Source organism: Rhizobacter sp. P2_H2 (genome assembly GCF_056403375.1).
Genome location: NZ_JBFUFP010000030.1, coordinates 1 through 18,972, shown reverse-complemented (window position 1 = coordinate 18,972; position 18,972 = coordinate 1). Strand labels below are relative to the sequence as shown.

Sequence of the window (18,972 nt, the reverse complement as noted above, 5' to 3'; positions counted from 1 at the left end):
GACCTCGACGTTGCGGCTCTCGAGGATGACCGGAATCTTCGCCGCCTTCGCTTCCTTCAGCACCGTGTCCCAGCCGGTCGTCACCAGCGGCGCGAGGATGATCACGTCGACCTTCTGCGCGATGAAGGCCCGGATCGCCTTGATCTGGTTCTCCTGCTTCTGCTGCCCGTCGGAGAACTTCAGGTCGACGTCGGCGGCCTTCGCCGCGGACTTCACCGATTCGGTGTTCGCCGTGCGCCATTCGCTCTCCGCGCCGGTCTGCGCGAAACCGATCACCAGTCGCTTGCCCGCGGCCGCACACAAGCCGGGAGCGAGCGACCAGCCCGCCGCGGCGAGCAGGCTGGCGACCAGCGTTCTCTTGTTCATCTGCATGATGTCTCCTTCCGATGGAACAGGACAGGCCGGCATGGCGGGATGCCACCCGGGTCCGGGTGATGCCGCGGCCCTCAGCCCGGGTACCAGACCTGGCGCGGGTCGTCGAGGGCGCGGCGATACGACCAGGCTGTCTCGACCAGCCTGGCCATGTCGTACTTCGGCCGCCAGCCGAGAAGAAATCGGGCCTTGGTGTTGTCGAGCCAGGTCGAGTGGTACGTCGTCCTGACGGGCACGAACGGCACGCCCCGCGTGCGAGCGAGGTAGTCGCCCAGCACGCCGTAGTCGACCGGCTCGTCCATGGCGATGTTCATCAGCTGCTGCCGCGCCCGAGGGTGATCGACCGCGATGCAGATGGCGTCGACGAGGTCGTCCACATGCACAAAATTGCGCTGCACCGGAACGCCCGCCTCGTCGAGCATCACGGGCACCGCACCGCTGGCGACATGTGCGGCGGCTGCTTCGGCGCCCACCAGATCGCACCAGCGCGGCCCGCCGAACACATCGGGGCCGAAGGACAGCTGGAACCTGAAGTCGTCCTTCTCCATGATCCAGGGGGCGCGCAGGCAGCAGCCGTTGAGGCCGTACTGGACGAAGTACTGCTGCAGCATCACTTCTTCGAGCACCTTCGACAAGGCATAGCAGCCGGGGTAGGCGCTGTGGGGCTGTGTCTCGACGACCGGCACCGGGTGCGGATAGAAGAAGTGGCCCACGCCTGCATCACCACCGACGAGCAGGAACTGTTCGAAGCCCGGGCTGCTGCGGCAGGCCTCGAGCAGCCAGAACATGCCCTTCACGGCAACGTCCATGACGTCGTCGGGCGTTTCCTTGCTGGTGGCCAGGTGCAGCACATGGGTCACGCCGTCCAGGGCGCGGTTGACATCGTCGCGGTTCTGGATCGAGCCCTGCACGCATTCGAGGCGATCGTGCGCCTCGAGGGCCCGTCGATGCGTGAAGGCGCGAAACACGAAGCGGTCGAACGCCGGATCGTGCAGCGCGCGCCCAAGAAAGGCCTGCCCCACCTTGCCGGCCGCGCCCGTGACGAGCATCCGGCCCCTGCCCTCACCGGTTCGCTTCATGAATGCAGCTCCTCATCGGTGGCCATGGCCGCTCTCAGCCTCGTCTGCGTCGGCGGCAGTCCGAGCCTGTCCGCATGGGACAGCAGCAGGCCGATGCGTGCCTGCTTCTTCGACGCGTGGTTCTGCGCGATGTCGGCAAGGCGATGTGCAAGGAACGGATTGAGCAGGCGATCGCGAAGGACGGCGAGGTAGTCGCGCGCCTCGCGGCCTTCGCCGAGGGCGTCGAACACCGGCATCACCTCGTCGTTCCAGACCGCTTCCAGCTCGGCGCGCAACGACGCATCGCCCAGGGCCTGCAGGACGGTTTCATCGCGCGGCCGCCCGCCGGCCAGCCAGCGTTCGGCGAGAAACGTGTGACCGAGGTTCAGCAGCATCAGCTTCAATCGCTCGAAGCGCCCCAGTTCGTCGGTCAGGACGATGGCCGGATGTGTGCACGGCAGCACCATTGCGCGTTGCCGCTCGATCGCCCACAGGGCATACGGTTCGGCGACCGCGCCGACCGGAACGAGGGGCTCCGACACGATGCGATCGACCAGCGAGTTGACCCACACGCACTCGTCGTGCAGGTAGTCGATGAAGGACGCCGGCGCCTGCCACGCCTTCGCGAGTTCGCAGACGACTGCACGCAGCGCATCGCCGTTCCTCGGCACGAGCTCGCACGGGAACAGGGACGGCCCACCGCCCGGCTGATGCCGCCAGCGGCGATACAGCAGCACGGCCAGCTTCGCAGGGAAGCTGCGCGGCGCGGCCGTGCCGGCACCGGACAACAAGGACAGCCCGTCGGCGGGATCGAGCGCGTAGCCGCGTTCGCCCGTGTTCGACACGATGACGCGGACGTCCGTCGCGACGGCCTCCATGACCTGCGGCCAATGGGTGTCCGCATGCCAGGCCTGCCGCACCGAGTCGACGTGCACGGTCTCGGACACGCGGCGCCCGTCGAGCAGGCCGCGAACCTCGACGGGATAGCCCGCGCCGCCGGCCAGCGCGGCCGTTCGCGCCGTGCTCTGCACGCTGCCCGTCGTCTGCACGACGGCGATGCCTCCGAGGGCCTCGCCCCGCGCGAGCGCCTGCGACACGAACAGGTCCACGTGCGCCTGCAGGAAGCGGCCGGTGCCGAACTGAAGGATGGGCAATGCCATGGTGCGAACCCTCAGCACTCGACGATGGCCTTGACCACGCGCCGCGACGGGTCGAGCAGCTGCACGAAGTCGGCGGGCAGGTTCGCGAGAGCGAGCCGGTGCGTGTTCAGCGCCGCGTGCGGGATCCTGCCCGCACGCATGGCGGCGAGCACGGTCTCGAAATCCTCCATCGTGGCGTTGCGGCTGCCCAGCAGGGTCGCCTCGCGCTTGTGGAACTCGGGGTCGGCGAAGGCGATGTCGTCGCGCACGACGGAGACCAGCACGTACTTGCCGCCGTGGGCGATGAAACGAAAGCCGCGTTCCATGGCGCGGGCGTTGCCGGTGGCGTCGAACACGACGTCGAAGAAGTCGCCGCCGGTCAGCCGCGACAGCTCCGCCTCGTCGCCCTGGCCGATCGTCACGCCGGCATGCGCGCCGAGGTGCTCGCAACAGAAGTCGACGCGATCGCGGCGCGTGTCGAGCGCGGTGACGGTGGCGCCGCGCAGGACGGCGAACGCCAGTGCCGCCATGCCGATGGGCCCGGTGCCGACGACCAGCACGCGCTGGCCGGGCTGGACGTCGCCACGCCGCACGGCGTGTGCGCCGATGGCCAGGAACTCGAGCATCGCCGCCTGGTCGAGCGTGACGCCTTCTGCCTTGTGAACGAAGGCCTGTGGAACGCTGATGTACTCGGTGAAGGCCCCGTCGCGGTGGACGCCCAGCACCTGGATGGCCACGCAGCAGTTGGTCTTGCCCTGGCGGCATGCGATGCAGCGGCCGCACGACAGGTAGGGCATCACGAACACCGGGTCATCGACCGCCAGCGCACTGCCGGCGGGTGCTTCGGCCACGGTGCCGGAGAACTCGTGGCCCATGACGCGCGGGTAGTCGAGATAGGGTTGATGGCCGGTGAAGATGTGCAGGTCGGTACCGCACACCCCCACCCGCCGCACCCGCAGCAGCACCTCGCCTTCGCCGCGCAGGGGCATCTCCCTGTCCACGACACGCAAGGTGCCCGGGGTGTCGCAGATCACGGTCAGCATGACGCTCCCTTCGAGTCGGTCAGTACAGGACGTTCTTCGCTTCGGTCGACTCGATGTTCTTCTTGGTCACCATCACCACGCCGGTGTCGAGGAACTTCGGCACCTTCTTGCCCTGGCTCGCTTCGACCGCAGTCTTCACGCCCAGGTGGCCCATCTGGTAGGCGCTCTGCACGGCGATGGCTTCGAGCGTGCCGTCCTTGATGAAGCCCTGCAGGTCGCCGTTGCCGTCGAAGCCGATGGCCACCACCTTGCCCGCCTTGCCCGACTGCACGAGCGCGCGGCCCATGCCGATCGCGGTCGGCTCGTTGGCGCCGAAGATGCCCTTCAGGTCGGCGTTCGCCGCGAGCACGTCGGTGGTCTGGTTCAACGCCGTTCCCATCTGCGAGTTCGAATAGAACGGGCCCACGACCTGCAGCTTCGAGTGGGCCTCGATGTACTTGCGGAAGCCCCCGACGCGGCCGATCTCCGAACCGGAGCCTGCCGTGTACGACATGATCGCGATCTTGCCCGTCGTGCCGATCTTGGCGATCAGGGCCTGCGCGCACAGTTCGCCCGCCTTCTTGTTGTCCGTGGCGAGGAAGGACTGGTAGTAGTCCTTGCCCGCGTCGCTGGCCGCGGAGTCGATCAGGATCACCGGGATCTTGGCCTCCCAGGCCTTCTTCATCGCGGGAATCAGCGCATCGGGATCGGACGGCGCGAGCACGATGGCCGCCACCTTGCGGTTCACGGCGTTCTCGACCAGCGCGACCTGGCCGGCGAGATCGGTGTCCGACGCCGCGCCCTGGAAGCTGGCGGTGTAGCCCTTGAGTTCGCCGGCGGCGGCGATCGATCCCTTCTTCACGTTCTGCCAGAAATCCGAGTTCGCGGTCTTCACGATGACGGCGATCTCCTTGTCTGCGGACGATGCCGCAGATGCGGCGAACAGGAACGTGGATGCGAACAGGGTGGTCAGGAATTTTTTCATGTCAGTCCTCTTGATGAACGAGCTTGTCTCTCTCCAATTCCCGGGCGGGCCTGCCGGTGAGGTGTCATCTGCGATGACGCATCTGGTCGATCCACACGGTGAGCAGGATGACCAGACCGATGATGATTTGCTGCGTGAAGGCGGACACGCCGCCCATGTTCAGGCCGTTGCGCAGGATGCCGATCACGAAGGCACCGATGACGGTGCCCGATATCGTCCCGACGCCACCCGATAGCGAGGTGCCGCCGATCACCGCGGCGGCGATCGCGTCGAGCTCGTACATCAGGCCTTCGCTCGGTTGGGCGGTGACCAGGCGCGACATGAGCACGCAGCCCGTCAGCCCCGCGAGCGTTCCCGACAGCACGTAGGCAAAGACGGTGACGCCGCGCACGTCCACGCCCGACAGGCGCGCCGCCTCGGTGTTCGAACCGATGGCATAGATGAAGCGGCCGAGCGTGGTGCGGTTGAGCAGCACCGCCACCGCGACGGCCAGCGCGATCATCAGCAGCACCGGGTAGGGAATGCCCGGGAACACGACGTCCGGGAATCCATCGGCGCCGATCTTGACGATGCGGCCCAGCGATCCGTTGCCGAGTGCCGCGAACCCCTCGCCGAGTCCGCCGATGGCCTTGGCATCGGTGATCTGCAGCGCCACGCCGCGCGCGACCATCATCATGCCCAGCGTCGCGATGAACGGCGGCAGCCTGAGCAAGGTCACGCACAGGCCGTTGACGAGCCCGCACAAGGCCCCCACCGCCAGCCCGCACAGCATGCCCAGCGGCACCGGCAGGCCCGCCTTCACCGCCAGCGCGGCGACGACACCCGCCAACGCGAGGATGGCGCCCACCGACAGGTCGATCCCGCCGGTGATGATCACGCAGGTCGCGCCGATGCCGAGGTAGGCGATGGAGGTCACCTGCAGCGCGACCGTCATGCCGTTGCCGACGGAGAGGAACGAGTCGCTCACGAACGAGAACACCGCCGTGAGCGCGATCAGGCTCGCCAGCGCCGCGAACTTCTGGAACAGGTCTTTCTGCTTGTCGGTCATGGGGTGCCTGGCCTGGTCATGCAGCCGCGCGTGCCGGCCGGCCCGAGGCGAAATGCATGATTTCTTCCTGTGAGGTCCTGCGCGTGTCGAGCGTGCCGGTGATGCGCCCGGCATGGAACACCGCCACCCGATCGGTCATGCCCAGGATCTCGGGCAGCTCCGAGCTGATGAGCACCACGCCGATGCCTTGCGCGGCGAGTTCGTCGAGCAGTTGGTAGATGGCGTACTTCGCGCCCACGTCGATGCCGCGCGTGGGCTCGTCGAAGAACAGCACGCGCGAGTCGCGGAACAGCCATTTGGCGATCACGACCTTCTGCTGGTTGCCGCCCGACAGCAGTCGCACCAGCTGGCGTGCAGACGGCGTGCGGATGGCCAGCGAGTCGACGAAGCGCCGGGCGGACGCCTCTTCCTCCCTGAAGCGGATGAAGCCCGCACGACCCGACACCGCCGCCATGTTGGCCATCGTGACGTTGTGCACCAGCGGCATGTCGATCGCGAGGCCGTCGTGCTTTCTGTCTTCCGACAGGTAGGCGATGCCGTGGCGGATCGCGTCTCGCGGCGACCGGATGCGCAGCACCTGGCCGCCCAGCTGCACGGTGCCGGCGTCCGGGAGGTCGGCGCCGAAGACCGCTCGCGCCGCCTCGGTGCGGCCGGCCCCCAGGAGTCCTGCGAAGCCGAGGATTTCTCCGCGCCGCAGGTCGAAGCCGATGCCTTCGAACGCCTGCTGGCGCGCCAGGCCGCGCACCGACATCAGGACCTCGGTGGTCGGCACCCGCGTGGCGGGCGGGAACTTGTCTTCCAGCGGGCGGCCGACCATCCGCTCGACGATGCGGTCGACCGTCGTCGCGGCGAAGTCATCGGTGCTCACGTGGCGGCCATCGCGCAGCACCGTCACGCGGTCGACGATGTGCGCCATCTCGTCGAGCCGATGCGAGATGTAGACCACGCCGACGCCGGCGCGCTTGAGCTCGTGGATGACCTTGAAGAGTTGCTCGGTTTCCGTCTCGGTGAGCGACGAGGTGGGCTCGTCCATGATGAGGACTTCCGCATCCAGCGACAGCGCCTTGGCGATCTCGACCATCTGCCGCTGCGCCACCGACAGCGTGCGCACCAGGTGCGTCGGGGCGATGTCCACGCCCAGCCGCTGCAGGCAGGCCGTGGCGCCGGCATGGAGTTTCGCCCGGTCGATCCACCCGCCCCGGCCCGGCTCGCGGGCCAGGAAGATGTTTTCGGCCACCGACAGGTGGGGGACGAGATTGAGCTCCTGGTGGATCATCGCGATGCCGGCGGCCTCGGCCTCGCGGGTCGAGGCAAAGCGGATCCGCGTGCCCTTGAACGCGATGTGCCCCTCGTCGGGCTGCAGCTGTCCGCTGACGATCTTCATGAGCGTCGATTTGCCTGCGCCGTTCTCGCCGCACACGGCATGCACTTCGCCGCGGCGCAGCTCGAAGTTCACGCCTTGCAGCGCGGTCACCGCGAGGAACCGCTTGCCGATGCCGTGCAGGCTCAGCAAGGGTTCGGGCGATGCGCGGCGTGGCGAGTCCGCCGTGCCGGCTGGCTCTGCGTGAAGCTGCAAGTCGTGTCTCCTTTTGGTCAAACCACCTTACCGATCAGTTGCGATTTGGYCTGACCAAGATCTACCGGGGAACCTGGGACATTCCCTGAATCTGCCGGTGCGTTGCTGCGTCGGAGGCGGCATCGGGCAAACGATGTCGCTATCATGGTCAGGCCAATTTCCCGGACCCGCCATGACCCTTCAGTTGAAGCAGGTCGAGCCCCGCCGGCTCTACCAGCAGATCGCCGACCAGATCCGCGAGCTCATCCAGCAAGGTGGTTTCGACACCGGCACGCGGCTGCCGCCGGAGCGCGACCTGGCGCAGCAGCTGGGTGTGTCGCGGCCCTCGCTGCGTGAAGCCTTGATCGCGCTCGACGTCGAAGGCAGCGTGGAGATCCGGAGCGGATCCGGCGTGTATGTGTGCGCCCGGGCGGAACGGCCGCCCGAGATGACGGCCGCACTGGGCGAAAGCCCGAGCGAGCTCATGCAGGCGCGCGCGGCGTTCGAGGGTTCGGTGGTCATGCTCGCCTGCGCACACGGGAGCGAGTCGGCGCTGCTGCGCCTGCGCGAGATCGTCGGAGGCATGCGCAGCGAGGTCGCCAAGCGCCGCATTCCGATCGACCACGACCGGCAGTTCCACCTGACCATCGCTGAGATGAGCGGCAACTCGGTGATGGTGCGGATCGTGGCGGAGCTGTTCGACGAACGCCACAGCCCGATCTCGGCCAAGATCAGTTCACGCTACGAGAACGCCCGCACCTGGAATCTTGCGCTGAAGGAACACGAGGCCATTCTTCGCGCCATCGAAGCGCGTGACCCACTGGCCGCCCAGTCCGCGATGCACACGCACCTCAAGCTGTCGGAGGAACGCTGGGTCGGTGGCTGACGGAATTTGCATCCTGTTGCATGGCGTCTCGCTGTGCCAACACCCCGCGTGGCATCCGTCGACTCCGCAAGTTTCGTCAGCTTTCCTGGCATCGCGACTCAGACACTGGCGCCGGAATCGAGGGCACCGCGTGTCGACCGACATGGGCGTGCCGCGCMAACTCTGACGCAACAGGATCTTCACGATGAGCATGCCAAGCCAACGTCACGGACGCGCGACTGCAACCAGCATCCTGCTGTGCGCCATGGTGCTGTCTGCCTGCGGGGGAGGCAATGACTCGGGCCCTGCCGCGGCACCCGTTGGGTCGGCCCCAGCACCTGCACCTGCACCTGCACCCGCACCTGCACCTGCACCTGCACCTGCACCTGCACCTGCACCTGCACCTGCACCTGCACCTGCACCTGCACCTGCACCTGCGCCTGCGCCTGCGCCTGCACCTGCACCTGCGCCTGCGCCTGCACCTGCGCCTGCGCCTGCGCCTGCGCCTGCGGCCTGCGACCTGCCTTCCACCTTTTCATGGGTCTCTACGCAGGCCCTGATTGCGCCGCAATCGGCCAACTTCGTGTCGATCAAGGATCCGACGATCGTTCGCTACAACGATCTCTATCACGTCTTTGCGACGGTCTTCGATACGTCGAGGAATGCGTGGAGCGCCGTCTACATGAACTTCAGCGACTTCTCGAAGGCCGCGAGCGCGGTACAGGTGCCGCTTGCCAACAAGCCCGTGGGCGACTCAGTCGCGCCGCAGGTCTTCTACTTCCGGCCGCACAACAAGTGGTACCTGATTTCGCAATGGGGTGCCAAGTACTCCACCAACACCGACATCGCCAATCCCGACGGATGGAGCGCGCCCAAGCCCCTGCTGAGCGGCGGTCCGTCCAACGGAATCGACTACTGGGTCATCTGCGACAGCGCCAATTGCCACCTGTTCTTCTCCGGCGACGACGGGAAGCTCTATCGCTCCAAGACCGCCATCGGCAACTTCCCCAACTTTTCCGGCTATGAAACGGTGATGTCCGACCCGGTGGCGGGCAAACTGTTCGAAGCCAGCAACGTGTACAAGGTCGAAGGCACGAACAAGTACCTCCTGCTGGTCGAGGCTTACGGGCCGCGCTATTTCCGGTCCTGGACGTCGACCAGCCTGGATGGCCCCTGGACTGCCTTGGCAGACAAGCAGTCCGCCCCCTTCGCGGGCGCTGCAAACGTCTCGTTCGACGGCGCGAAATGGACGAACGACATCAGCCACGGCGAAATGATTCGCGCCGGCTACGACGAAACGCTCACCATCAACGCCTGCAACATGCAGTTCCTGTACCAAGGGGTCGACCCAGGTTCGACTGCGAGCTACGAGCGCCTTCCGTATCGCCTCGGATTGATCCGGGCGCGGTAGCCGTACAGCAACTGAACCCCGCCCGCTCCCCCGATCAGAAGCTGGCCCAGTCGTCGGTGCCGGTGCGCGCCACCGCCACCGCGGCGGCCGGCGTGGCGAGGGGTCCGGCCGCGGGCCCCTTGGCCTTCGCCTTGCCGAAGTCGGGTCGAGTCACGTTCTTCGCGCGCTCCGGCCCGCGGCGCTCGCCGTGGCTGCGCACGTCGTCGGCCGGGCCGGGGCGCGCTTGATGTTCCGCGCTGCCGGCCGGCAGCTTGAAGACGGCCACGGCCTGCACCAGGTGCAGCGCCTGCACCTTCAGGCTCTCGGACGCGGCTGCGCTTTCTTCGACCAGCGCTGCGTTCTGCTGCGTGACCTGATCCATCTGGCTGACCGCCTCGCCGACCTGCGAAACGCCCACGCTCTGCTCGCTGCTGGCGGCGCTGATCTCGCTGACGATGTCGGTCACGCGCTTGATGGAGCTGACCACCTCGGTCATCGTGACGCCGGCCTGGCCGACGAGCGTCGTGCCTTGCTCCACACGCTCGACGCTGGCGTTGATCAGGCTCTTGATCTCCTTGGCCGCCTCGGCCGAACGGCCGGCCAGGCTGCGCACTTCGGCGGCCACCACGGCGAAGCCGCGGCCCTGCTCGCCTGCACGCGCCGCTTCGACCGCCGCGTTCAACGCGAGGATGTTGGTCTGGAAGGCGATGCCGTCGATGACGCTGATGATGTCGGTGATCTTCTTCGAGCTGTCGTTGATGGCCTTCATGGTCTGCACCACCTGGCCCACGACTTCGCCGCCTTCGATGGCCACCGTGCTCGCGTTGACCGCGAGTTGGTTGGCTTGCCTGGCGTTGTCGGCGTTCTGCTTGACGGTGGAGCTGAGCTCTTCCATCGAGGCGGCCGCCTGTTCGAGTGCCGAGGCCTGTTCTTCGGTGCGCTGGCTYAGGTCCWGGTTGCCCTGGGCGATCTGRSCCGATGCGGTGGCGACACTCTCGGAGTTGCTGCGCACGTTCGAGACGACTTGCGCCAGGTTGGCCTGCATCGCCTTGAGTGCGGCCATGACGCTGGTCGTGTCGCCGATGCGCACGTCGATGTTCGTGCTGAGGTCACCGCCGGCAACGCTCTGGGCCAGGTGGGCCGCCGCAGCCGGTTCGGCGCCCAGCTGGCGCACCAGGCCGCGCGTCAGCCAGAAACCGATGCCGATGCCCAGCAGCAACGCACCGGTGACCAGGGCCAGCATGAGATTGCGGGCATTCTGGAAACTCGCCGCATTGGCTTCGGAAGCGTGCTTGGCATTGGCCTCCTTGACGTCGGCCAGCGCCGACATGTCGTCATCGAGCTTGGTGACGATCCGTGCAAAGTCCCCGAACATGTACTTCGTGATCTCGGCGCGCTCGTCCAGCTTGGCCGACGCCGTGTCCGCCTGCAGCTTCCTGACGCCCTGGGTGTATTCCTGCCAACCGCTTTCCAGTTGGGCAAATGCGGCCTTCCCCTTCTCGGACCAGAACAGCGGCTTGGCCTTGTCGAGGTTCTCGCGCAGCAGCGCCAGCTCCTTCTCGCTCTTGGCAAGCGCGCTGGTGCGCTGCTCTGCCGTCGGGGCCAGCAATGCGTTGCGCAGCGAACGGCCGACGTACAGCAGGTTGATGTTCGCCTCCTTGGCCAGCGACAGGCCGATCATGTCCATCTTGTAGATCTTGTCGCCCGCGTCGTTGATCCGGCCCATGTTGCTGATGCCGATGGMGCTGACGACCGCGCCGACGAGGCAGACGCCGATGAAGGCGCTGATCAACTTGGTACCGAGTTTCATGCGGTGGAAGTTCACGGGCGGACCTTTGCAATAGAACCTGGATCCGGTCGGTACAAGCCGTACCCGGCGCGAGCCGCCCTGAGGACATGCTGCGGCATGAAGACCGTATCGACCCGCGGCGGCTGGGCTTGAGCCGCTGCCCGGCCCCGGACAGTGCCCTGCTGCGAAAGTGCACGAGAAAACCCGTTCCAGTCCGTCCGCTGGCGAGCGCGCAGCAACGCGTCAGGCCCGATCTGCCTCGCTCCTCCCCAAGGCCGCCGCCACCGCCTGCAGCGCCCGTCCGCAATCGTCGCGCGTGAGCCCGCCCCCCAGGCACAGCCGCAGGCCCTCGGGCGGCTGCCGGTCGGTGGAGAACGCGTTGGCGGCCACCGCGGCCACGCCGAGTTCGCGCAACGCGCCGGCGATGCGGCTCGCCGATGAACCGTTGCCCTCGCCCCCGGGCAGCGGCAGCCAGCCGTGGAAGCCCTGCGGGTGCGTGCGCACGCCGAGCCCGCCGAGCCGCTCGCGCATCAGCGTGCTGCGCCAGCCGCATTCGGCGCGCACGGCGGCCAGCACCGCGTCGCAGTGCCCGTGCGCCAGCCAGTGCGAGACCACCGCGTTGACGAAGGGCGATGCCATCACCGTCGTCGCACGCAGCGCCCCCGCGAGGCGCTGCTGCGCCGCCTGCGTCGGCGCGAGCACGTACGCGACGCGGACCCCCGCGCCCAGCCACTTCGACAGGCCGCTGATGTAGTAGGTGATGGCGCCCGCGTAGTCGGCCAGCGCCGGCGGCGTGGCGGCGGGGAGCATGCCGTAGGCGTCGTCCTCGATGATCGGCACGCTGTAGCGCAGCGCGATGTCGGCGAGTTGCTCGCGGCGGCGCATCGGCAGCGTGGCGGTGGTCGGGTTGTGCAGGTTCGGGCACAGGTACAGCGCGCCGACCGGCGTGCTCTTGCACGCGGCTTCGAACTCCTCCGGCACGAGCCCGTGCTCGTCCATCGCCAGCGGTTGCAACTGCGTCCCCAGCTGCGCCGCGATGGCCTTCATGCCCGGGTAGACGAGGCTCTCGACGCACAGGCCCTGGCCCGGCCTGACCAGCATCGAGACCAGCGCCAGCAGCACGGCATGGATGCCCGGCGCGACCAGCACGCGCTCGGCCCGCGCCTCGGGCACCCACTGCGCGAGCCAGTGCGCCGCGAGCGCCCGGTCGTGCGCCGTGCCGCCGAAATCCTGGTAGCGCATCAGGTCGTGCAGCGTGGCCGCGGTGATCGCCTCGGCCGCGCTGTGCTGCAGCGCCTGCATCGCGGGGTGGTCCTCGATCTCCGGCGGCATGTTCATCGTCATCTCGGCACCGGTGCCCGCACGCAGCGGCAGGCCGATGAAGGAGCCGCGCACGTACGAGCCCATGCCGGGGCGCGACGCGATGAGCCCGCGTTCGCGCGCGGCCGCGAAGCCGCGCACCACCGTCGTGTAGTTGAGCTGCAGCGTGCCCGCCAGCTCGCGCAGCGGCGGCAGTCGCTCGCGCGGCGCCAGCCGGCCCTGCTGCAGGTCTTCGGCGATCAGCTCGGGGATGAGCTGGTAGGCGGGAAGTCCGCTGTTGCGGATGCGGGCGATCCAGTGCGAAAACGGCATGGCCCAGTGTGCCTGCCGGACCCGCTGATTGCACGGCCCTGCCCTCGATGCCGGGGGCCGTTCGAGGTGCACGCCCGCCCTTGATCGGGTGCATTGATTGCATCGCGCCGCAGTCTGATGGTGCGGCCGTGCCGCCGGCCGCCGCGCCGGCAGCGCGGCAGCGCGAACCGCCKACGCCCCGTTGATCGCATGTTGATCGGCCGGCCCCGGCCGCGCGTGGCACATCGCTCGCAATGGCATCGTCATCCGGCGCGCCCCGCCGGTCGAACGTCTCCAACCCACGCGAGGACACATCCATGCCCACCGTCACCCACCCCGCCGCCCAGAAGGGCGACTTCCTGGTCGATTACGAAGAGAAGGTGTTCGAGGACGTCAAGGCCGCCCCCGGCGAGAAGGCCCTCGTGACGTTCCACACCGTCGCCTTCGAGGGCTCGATCGGCTTCGTCAACCTGCTGCAGGCCACGCGCCTGCAGCGCAAGGGCTTCGACACCTCGATCCTGCTGTACGGTCCCGGCGTCACGCTGGGCGTCAAGCGCGGCTTTCCGAAGCTCGGCGACGCTGCCTTCCCCGGCCACCAGAACTTCAACGAGCAGATCACCAAGTTCATCGCCGAAGGCGGCAAGGTCTACGCCTGCCGCTTCGCGCTCCAGGCGCTGTACGGGCATGGCGAAGGCGCGCTGATCGAAGGCATCCGCCCGATCAACCCGCTGGACGTGCTGGACGTCGTCCTGCTCCACCGCAAGGCCGGCGCCTTCATCCTGGACACCTGGACCCTGTGATGCCGGCGCCCAGGTCGGTTCGCGCGGCCGCGGCCCAGATCGCACCCGATCTGGACAGCGCCGACGGCACGCTCGCCCGCGTGCTCGAGACCGTGCGCGAGGCGTCGCGCCGGGGCGTGGAGCTGATCGTCTTCCCCGAGACCTGCGTGCCCTACTACCCCTACTTCTCCTTCGTGCAGCCGCCGGTGCAGCAAGGCCCGGCGCACCTGCTGCTGATGGAGCGCGCGCCGAGCGTGCCGGGCCCGCTCACCGATGCGGTCTCGGCCGCCGCGCGCGAGGCGGGCATGGTGGTGGTGCTCGGCGTCAACGAGCGCGACCACGGCAGCCTCTACAACACCCAGCTCGTCTTCGACGCCGACGGCCGCCTCGTGCTCAAGCGCCGCAAGATCACGCCCACCTACCACGAGCGCATGGTGTGGGGGCAAGGCGACGGTGCCGGGCTCACGACGGCCGCCACCCGCGTGGGCCGCGTCGGGGCGCTCGCCTGCTGGGAGCACTACAACCCGCTCGCGCGCTATGCGCTGATGGCCGCGCACGAAGAGATCCACTGCGCGCAGTTCCCCGGTTCGCTCGTCGGCCAGGTCTTTGCGGACCAGATGGGCGTGACCATCCGCCACCACGCGCTGGAGTCGGGCTGCTTCGTCGTCAACGCGACCGGCTGGCTGCGCGACGAGCAGGTGCGTGCCATCACCGCCGACGAGAAGCTGCAGGGCGCGCTGCGCGGCGGCTGCCACACCGCCATCGTCTCGCCCGAAGGCAGGTACCTCGCCGAGCCGCTGACCGAAGGCGAAGGCCTCGTGGTCGCCGACCTCGACATGGCGCTCATCGCCAAGCGCAAACGCATGATGGATTCGGTGGGCCACTACGCCCGCCCCGAGCTGCTGAGCCTCGCGATCCGCCGCGATGCCGCCAGCACCGTCGTTCCCTGGCCGTCCCCGCCTTCGCAGGAGACCGCCCTGCCCCACCCCGAAGGAGCCGCCCATGAGTGATGCCGTGCTCGCGCTGCCGCCAGCTTCCCGCGCGCTGACGACAGAGCTGATGACAGAGCTGATGACCGAGCTGCAGTCGCAAGGCATGCGGCTGCTCGACCCCGGCGCCGGCGCGGCCAGCCGCCGCGGCGGCGCGGGTCCGTCGGACCACAAGGCGGTGACGGTCGACGGCGTGACGCTGATGGTGCCGGTGCACACCGCCGGCGCCTTCGCATCGCCCTTCGTCGCCGACGCGCCCGGCCCCGACGGCCGCAGCGTGCTGCGCCGCGGCAGCATTCCCATCGCGAGCGTGAGTTTTCCGCGCCAGCCCCGCTTCTACGGCCTGAGCACGGCCGACGGCATCCCGTACGCGCAGATCGCCACGCTGCATGGCGCCGACGTGCTCGCCACCACCGTGCTGCAGACCTGCATCCGCTACGAGAGCCGGCGCAAGGCCTGCAGGTTCTGCGCGATCGGGCAGTCGCTCGCGGCCGGCCGCACCATCGCGCACAAGACGCCTGCCCAGCTCGCCGAGGTGGCGCGCGCCGCGGTCGAACTCGACGGCGTGAAGCACATGGTGATGACCACCGGCACGCCGCCCACGCCCGACCGCGGCGCCAAGGTGTTGTGCGACAGCGCGCAGGCGATCCGCGCCGCGGTCGACCTGCCGCTGCAGGCGCAGTGCGAGCCGCCCGACACCGACGCCTGGTTCCAGCGGCTCAAGGAGGCCGGCGTCGACACGCTCGGCATGCACCTCGAGGTGGTGGACGAGACCCTGCGCCGGCACCTGCTGCCCGGCAAGTCCGAGGTGCCGATGGCGCGCTACTGGGATGCGTTCGGCGCGGCGGTGCAGGTGTTCGGCCGCGGCCAGGTCAGCACCTACCTGCTGGCGGGGCTGGGTGACAGCGCCGAGACGCTGCTCGAGGCCAGCCGGCGGCTGCTCGCGATGGGCGTCTATCCCTTCGTCGTGCCCTTCGTGCCCATCAGCGGCACGCCGCTGGAGGACCACCCCGCGCCATCGGCCGGGTTCATGCGCAGCGTGCTGGAGCCGCTCGGCCGCCTGGTCGACGAGGCCGGCGTGCGCGCGGCCGACATCAAGGCCGGCTGCGGGCGCTGCGCGGCCTGCTCCACGCTGTCGCGCTACGAAACGCCGCTGTCGGCCTGACCCCACCGGAGCCCCGCGATGCACCTCCACGCCTCCCCCCTGCCGCCCTGGTGCGAGCTCGACCCGGCCTATGCGCCGCAGGAGTTCCGCATCCAGTGGGCGAGCGATCCGTGGATGGACCGCGAGGCCCTCGCGCTGCGCCGCCGCGTGTTCTGCGAGGAGCAGGCGCTGTTCGCCCACGATGACCGCGACGCGATCGACCGCGACGCCAGCACCCGTTCCCTCGTGGCCCTCACCTGCCTCGCCGGCGAGGCCGACGAGGTGATCGGTACCGTGCGCATCCACCAGGCGGCGCCCGGCGTGTGGTGGGGGTCGCGCCTGGCGGTGCGGGCCGACTGGCGACAGCACCGGCGGCTGGGCTCGAGCCTCATCCGGCTCGCGGTGAGCAGCGCCCACGCGCTCGGCTGCGGGGAGTTCCTCGCCCATGTGCAGGCGCAGAACGTGCCGCTGTTCGAGCGCCTGCACTGGCAGCAGCTCGACACCTGCGAGCTGCATGGCCGGCCGCATGCGCTGATGCWGGCCTCGCTGGCCCATTACCCGCCGTGCACCACGCCGTACGCCGGCTTCGTGCTCGCGCAAGGCTGACGCCATGGACCACCTCGCCCGACTCGCCGCAGCGCTGCGCGACAGCCGCGGGTTCCGGCACAAGCGCGACATCGCCTCGGTGCTGCCGCAGCTCGGCAGCGTCGCCGGCCGCACCGCCGTGCCCAACGGCGACGATTGCGCGGTGCTGCCCGACCCCGCCGGCGACGGCCACCTGCTGTTCGCCATCGAGGGGCTGGTGCAGGACTTCGTCGACGCCATGCCCTGGTTCGCGGGCTACAGCGGGGTGATGGTGAACCTGAGCGACATCGCTGCGATGGGCGGGCGCCCGACCGCGGTGGTCGATGCGCTCTGGGCCGCCGATGCCGAGCTGGCGCGGCAGCTCCTCGCGGGCATGCGTGCCGCGTGCGAGCGCTATGGCGTGCCGCTCGTGGGCGGCCACAGCAACCTGCATGCCGCAGGCGGCCAGCTCGCGGTGGCCGTGCTCGGTCGTGCGCGGCGCCTGATCAGCAGCTTCGCGGCGCGGCCCGGCGACCGGCTGCTGATGGCCGTGGACCTGCGCGGGCAGTGGCAAGGCGGCCACCCGTTCTGGGACGCGTCGACCTCGGCGCCCGCGCAGCGCCTGCGCAAGGACCTCGCGCTGCTGCCGCAGATCGCCGAGGCCGGCCTGTGCGATGCCGGCAAGGACATCAGCATGGCGGGCGTGCCGGGCACCCTGCTGATGCTGCTCGAATGCTCGGATGTCGGCGCGCAGGTGGACCTGGCCCGGCTGCCGCTGCCGACCGGCACGCCCGGCTGGCACGAGACGGGCCCGGAAGCCTTCGCCGCGCACCTGCGCTGGCTGTGCGCCTTCCCGAGCTACGGCTACCTGCTGAGCGTGCGCGAGGCGCAGGCCGAGGCGGTGCAGGCGGTCTTTCGCTCGCAGGACATCGCCTGCGCCGACATCGGCGGCGTGCAGCCGGGCAGCCGCCTCACGCTGGCGCTGGCCGGCGCACACGCCACGCTGTGGGACCTGGCCAGCGAACCGTTCATCGGTGCCCGAGTGGACGGCCGCATGAGGCGGGCCGAGCGCCGGGCCGCTCCCAAGCCGGCCCGCGCCAGTCACGAGACGCGACTGGCACTCTGGCCGTCCAAGCCCGCGCAGGCGGGCTTGGAGCCGCGGCCAWCGTTCCCCTCGGGGGATCGATCGATGTACTCATCGAGCGAGGGGTTGTCATGACGCTGCGCATCGCGTTGCTCACCCACTCCGTGCGGCCGCGCGGTGGCGTGGTCCACACGCTGGAGCTGGCCGACGCGCTGATGCGGCGCGGCCACCAGGTCGCCGTCATCGCGTCGGCGGAGCCTGGCGAATCGCTCTTCCGCAGCACCGGCTTTCCCGTCGAGCTGATCCGCCTGCCGGTGCTCACCGGCGATCTCGTCGAACAGGTGCGCCGGCGCATCGACGCGCTGTTGCAGGCGCTGCCCGCGCTGCTGCAGCGCGGCCGCTTCGACCTGCTGCATGCGCAGGACAGCGTGAGCGGCAACGCCCTCGCGCTGCTGCGTGCCGGCGGCCTGGGCCTGCCGCGCTGGCTGCGCACGGTGCACCACCTCGACGTCTTCGCCCAGGAGACGCTCAACCGCTGGCAGGAGCGCGCCTGGCGAGCCGCCGACGGCGTGGCCTGCGTCAGCGACACCTGGTGCGCGCACTTGCGCGACCGGCACGGCGTGCGGCCGGAGCGCATGTTCAACGGCGTCGACCTCGGCCGCTACCGCATCGCCCCCGACGCGGGTGACGCGCACCGCCTGCGCACGCTCGGGCTCGACGACCCGGGCCCGCCGGTGTGCCTGCTGGTGGGTGGCGTGGAGGAACGCAAGAACACGGTGCGGCTGCTGCATGCCTTCGCCGCGCTGCGCCGGCGCGATCCCGACTGGGCCGAGGCGCGCCTGGTGATCGCAGGCGGTGCCAGCATGCTCGACCACAGCGGCGCCCGCCGCGCCTGGCGGCAGGCACTCGCCGACCTGGGCGCGGCCGCCGGTGCGGAGCTGCCCGTGCTGCTCACCGGCCCGCTGGCCGACGAGATGCTGCCCGCGCTCATGCGCCGCGCCCGCGTGCTGGCCATGCCCTCGCTGGTGGAAGGCTTCGGCCTRGTCGCGCTGGAGGCGCTGGCCTGCGGCACGCCGGTGCTGGTGTCGAAGCGGCCGCCCTTCACCGAGCACCTGGCCGACAGCCCCGCCGTCGCATGGTGCGACCCGGAAGACACCGACTCCATCGCCGCCGGCCTGCAGGCGGCCGCGCGCATGCCCAGGCTCGCCGAGCCGCCGCCCGTGTGCCGTGCCCATGCCTGGGAACGCAGCGCGGCGCTGCATGAGGCCTGGTACCTGCGCACGCTGCACGCCGGAATCCACCCACCCGCCCGCATCGAGCGCCTTCCGATTCCCCTTTGAGCCGACATCGCCATGCCCGCACTCCACTACCGGCTGCGCTGGCCCGACGCCAGCGAGACCCTCTGCTACTCGCCCTCGCTCGTGATCCAGGACTACCTGCGCGCCGGCGAGGACTACGCGCTCGACGACCTGCTGCGCCGCGTGCGCGAGGCCACCGCGATCGCCAACGAACGGGTGCAGGCGAAGTTCGGCTTCACGTGCTCGCGCGCCGGCGACCAGCTCGTGCAGACCGAGGCGC

At 69.4% G+C, this 18,972-nt stretch carries 19 protein-coding genes; 9 read left to right on the top strand and 10 right to left on the bottom strand.

Features of this window, described 5'->3' with window-relative positions:
• The 7 genes from AC1D15_RS04360 to AC1D15_RS04330 form a co-directional block, all read right to left on the bottom strand.
• Positions 1 to 372 (bottom strand): substrate-binding domain-containing protein (locus tag AC1D15_RS04360; RefSeq protein ID WP_477825061.1); only part of this gene is annotated, 372 nt, incomplete at its 3' end.
• Between the two features lie 74 nt (positions 373 to 446).
• The gene (locus AC1D15_RS04355; protein WP_477825060.1) at positions 447 to 1,451 is read right to left on the bottom strand and encodes an NAD-dependent epimerase/dehydratase family protein; all 1,005 of its coding nucleotides are present in this window, start codon (positions 1,449 to 1,451) and stop codon (positions 447 to 449) included.
• Positions 1,448 to 2,590, bottom strand: coding sequence for a mannitol dehydrogenase family protein (locus AC1D15_RS04350; RefSeq protein ID WP_477825059.1), 1,143 nt, complete (start codon positions 2,588 to 2,590; stop codon positions 1,448 to 1,450). Before AC1D15_RS04350 ends, AC1D15_RS04355 begins: the two co-directional genes overlap by 4 nt.
• A gap of 11 nt (positions 2,591 to 2,601) precedes the next feature.
• Positions 2,602 to 3,612, bottom strand: a complete 1,011-nt coding sequence (locus tag AC1D15_RS04345) for a zinc-binding alcohol dehydrogenase family protein (RefSeq protein WP_477825058.1) — start codon at positions 3,610 to 3,612, stop codon at positions 2,602 to 2,604.
• A 19-nt stretch (positions 3,613 to 3,631) separates the two neighbouring features.
• Positions 3,632 to 4,576, bottom strand: a complete 945-nt coding sequence (locus AC1D15_RS04340) for an ABC transporter substrate-binding protein (protein WP_477825057.1) — start codon at positions 4,574 to 4,576, stop codon at positions 3,632 to 3,634.
• 64 nt (positions 4,577 to 4,640) lie between these two features.
• Positions 4,641 to 5,624, bottom strand: coding sequence for an ABC transporter permease (locus AC1D15_RS04335; protein ID WP_477825056.1), 984 nt, complete (start codon positions 5,622 to 5,624; stop codon positions 4,641 to 4,643).
• Between the two features lie 16 nt (positions 5,625 to 5,640).
• Positions 5,641 to 7,200: a sugar ABC transporter ATP-binding protein gene (locus AC1D15_RS04330; protein ID WP_477825055.1), complete on the bottom strand. Its 1,560-nt coding sequence runs from the start codon at positions 7,198 to 7,200 to the stop codon at positions 5,641 to 5,643.
• 184 nt (positions 7,201 to 7,384) lie between these two features.
• Between AC1D15_RS04330 and AC1D15_RS04325 the strand changes: the two genes are divergently transcribed.
• Positions 7,385 to 8,065 carry a FadR/GntR family transcriptional regulator gene (locus tag AC1D15_RS04325; RefSeq protein WP_477825054.1) on the top strand — a complete coding sequence of 227 codons (681 nt, stop codon included), beginning with the start codon at positions 7,385 to 7,387 and terminating at the stop codon, positions 8,063 to 8,065.
• Positions 8,066 to 8,244: 179 nt separating this feature from the next.
• On the opposite strand, the gene AC1D15_RS04320 is transcribed toward AC1D15_RS04325, so the two are convergent.
• On the bottom strand, positions 8,245 to 8,583 hold the full coding sequence (locus tag AC1D15_RS04320) for a hypothetical protein (RefSeq protein ID WP_477825063.1): 339 nt from the start codon (positions 8,581 to 8,583) through the stop codon (positions 8,245 to 8,247).
• A gap of 44 nt (positions 8,584 to 8,627) precedes the next feature.
• Here AC1D15_RS04320 and AC1D15_RS04315 point away from each other — a divergent pair, with 44 nt between their 5' ends.
• Positions 8,628 to 9,455: a glycoside hydrolase family 62 protein gene (locus AC1D15_RS04315; RefSeq protein WP_489739960.1), complete on the top strand. Its 828-nt coding sequence runs from the start codon at positions 8,628 to 8,630 to the stop codon at positions 9,453 to 9,455.
• A gap of 34 nt (positions 9,456 to 9,489) precedes the next feature.
• On the opposite strand, the gene AC1D15_RS04310 is transcribed toward AC1D15_RS04315, so the two are convergent.
• Positions 9,490 to 11,244 carry a methyl-accepting chemotaxis protein gene (locus AC1D15_RS04310; protein WP_477825053.1) on the bottom strand — a complete coding sequence of 585 codons (1,755 nt, stop codon included), beginning with the start codon at positions 11,242 to 11,244 and terminating at the stop codon, positions 9,490 to 9,492.
• A gap of 222 nt (positions 11,245 to 11,466) precedes the next feature.
• Positions 11,467 to 12,855, bottom strand: a complete 1,389-nt coding sequence (locus AC1D15_RS04305; protein ID WP_047512774.1) for an aminotransferase-like domain-containing protein — start codon at positions 12,853 to 12,855, stop codon at positions 11,467 to 11,469.
• 296 nt (positions 12,856 to 13,151) lie between these two features.
• Here AC1D15_RS04305 and AC1D15_RS04300 point away from each other — a divergent pair, with 296 nt between their 5' ends.
• The 7 genes from AC1D15_RS04300 to AC1D15_RS04270 all read left to right on the top strand — a co-directional run.
• Positions 13,152 to 13,634 (top strand): MSMEG_0572/Sll0783 family nitrogen starvation response protein, encoded by a 483-nt coding sequence (locus tag AC1D15_RS04300; RefSeq protein WP_047512776.1) that lies wholly within the window; start codon positions 13,152 to 13,154, stop codon positions 13,632 to 13,634.
• Entirely contained in the window at positions 13,634 to 14,623 is a 990-nt protein-coding gene (locus tag AC1D15_RS04295) for a Nit6803 family nitrilase (protein ID WP_047512779.1), read from the top strand. Before AC1D15_RS04300 ends, AC1D15_RS04295 begins: the two co-directional genes overlap by 1 nt.
• Before the next feature lie 61 nt (positions 14,624 to 14,684).
• Positions 14,685 to 15,767 (top strand): MSMEG_0568 family radical SAM protein, encoded by a 1,083-nt coding sequence (locus AC1D15_RS04290; RefSeq protein WP_047512974.1) that lies wholly within the window; start codon positions 14,685 to 14,687, stop codon positions 15,765 to 15,767.
• 18 nt (positions 15,768 to 15,785) lie between these two features.
• A complete protein-coding gene (locus tag AC1D15_RS04285) occupies positions 15,786 to 16,352 on the top strand; it encodes an MSMEG_0567/Sll0786 family nitrogen starvation N-acetyltransferase (protein WP_477825052.1) in 567 nt (188 codons plus the stop codon).
• A 4-nt stretch (positions 16,353 to 16,356) separates the two neighbouring features.
• Positions 16,357 to 17,529, top strand: coding sequence for a sll0787 family AIR synthase-like protein (locus AC1D15_RS04280; protein ID WP_477825051.1), 1,173 nt, complete (start codon positions 16,357 to 16,359; stop codon positions 17,527 to 17,529).
• A complete protein-coding gene (locus AC1D15_RS04275; protein WP_477825050.1) occupies positions 17,526 to 18,734 on the top strand; it encodes an MSMEG_0565 family glycosyltransferase in 1,209 nt (402 codons plus the stop codon). The genes AC1D15_RS04280 and AC1D15_RS04275 overlap by 4 nt, the downstream gene beginning before the upstream one ends.
• 12 nt (positions 18,735 to 18,746) lie before the next feature.
• The coding region (locus AC1D15_RS04270) for an MSMEG_0570 family nitrogen starvation response protein (RefSeq protein ID WP_477825049.1) at positions 18,747 to 18,972 on the top strand (226 nt) is incomplete at its 3' end.

What these genes read in the sequence shown, in the direction of transcription:
- AC1D15_RS04355 (WP_477825060.1), bottom strand. Translation starts at nt 1,451, where the DNA reads ATGAAGCGAACCGGTGAGGGCAGGGGCCGGATGCTCGTCACGGGCGCG.
- AC1D15_RS04350 (WP_477825059.1), bottom strand. Translation starts at nt 2,590, where the DNA reads ATGGCATTGCCCATCCTTCAGTTCGGCACCGGCCGCTTCCTGCAGGCG.
- AC1D15_RS04345 (WP_477825058.1), bottom strand. Translation starts at nt 3,612, where the DNA reads ATGCTGACCGTGATCTGCGACACCCCGGGCACCTTGCGTGTCGTGGAC.
- AC1D15_RS04340 (WP_477825057.1), bottom strand. Translation starts at nt 4,576, where the DNA reads ATGAAAAAATTCCTGACCACCCTGTTCGCATCCACGTTCCTGTTCGCC.
- AC1D15_RS04335 (WP_477825056.1), bottom strand. Translation starts at nt 5,624, where the DNA reads ATGACCGACAAGCAGAAAGACCTGTTCCAGAAGTTCGCGGCGCTGGCG.
- AC1D15_RS04320 (WP_477825063.1), bottom strand. Translation starts at nt 8,583, where the DNA reads ATGAAAAGGTGGAAGGCAGGTCGCAGGCCGCAGGCGCAGGCGCAGGCG.
- AC1D15_RS04305 (WP_047512774.1), bottom strand. Translation starts at nt 12,855, where the DNA reads ATGCCGTTTTCGCACTGGATCGCCCGCATCCGCAACAGCGGACTTCCC.
- AC1D15_RS04300 (WP_047512776.1), top strand. Translation starts at nt 13,152, where the DNA reads ATGCCCACCGTCACCCACCCCGCCGCCCAGAAGGGCGACTTCCTGGTC.
- AC1D15_RS04295 (WP_047512779.1), top strand. Translation starts at nt 13,634, where the DNA reads ATGCCGGCGCCCAGGTCGGTTCGCGCGGCCGCGGCCCAGATCGCACCC.
- AC1D15_RS04290 (WP_047512974.1), top strand. Translation starts at nt 14,685, where the DNA reads ATGACCGAGCTGCAGTCGCAAGGCATGCGGCTGCTCGACCCCGGCGCC.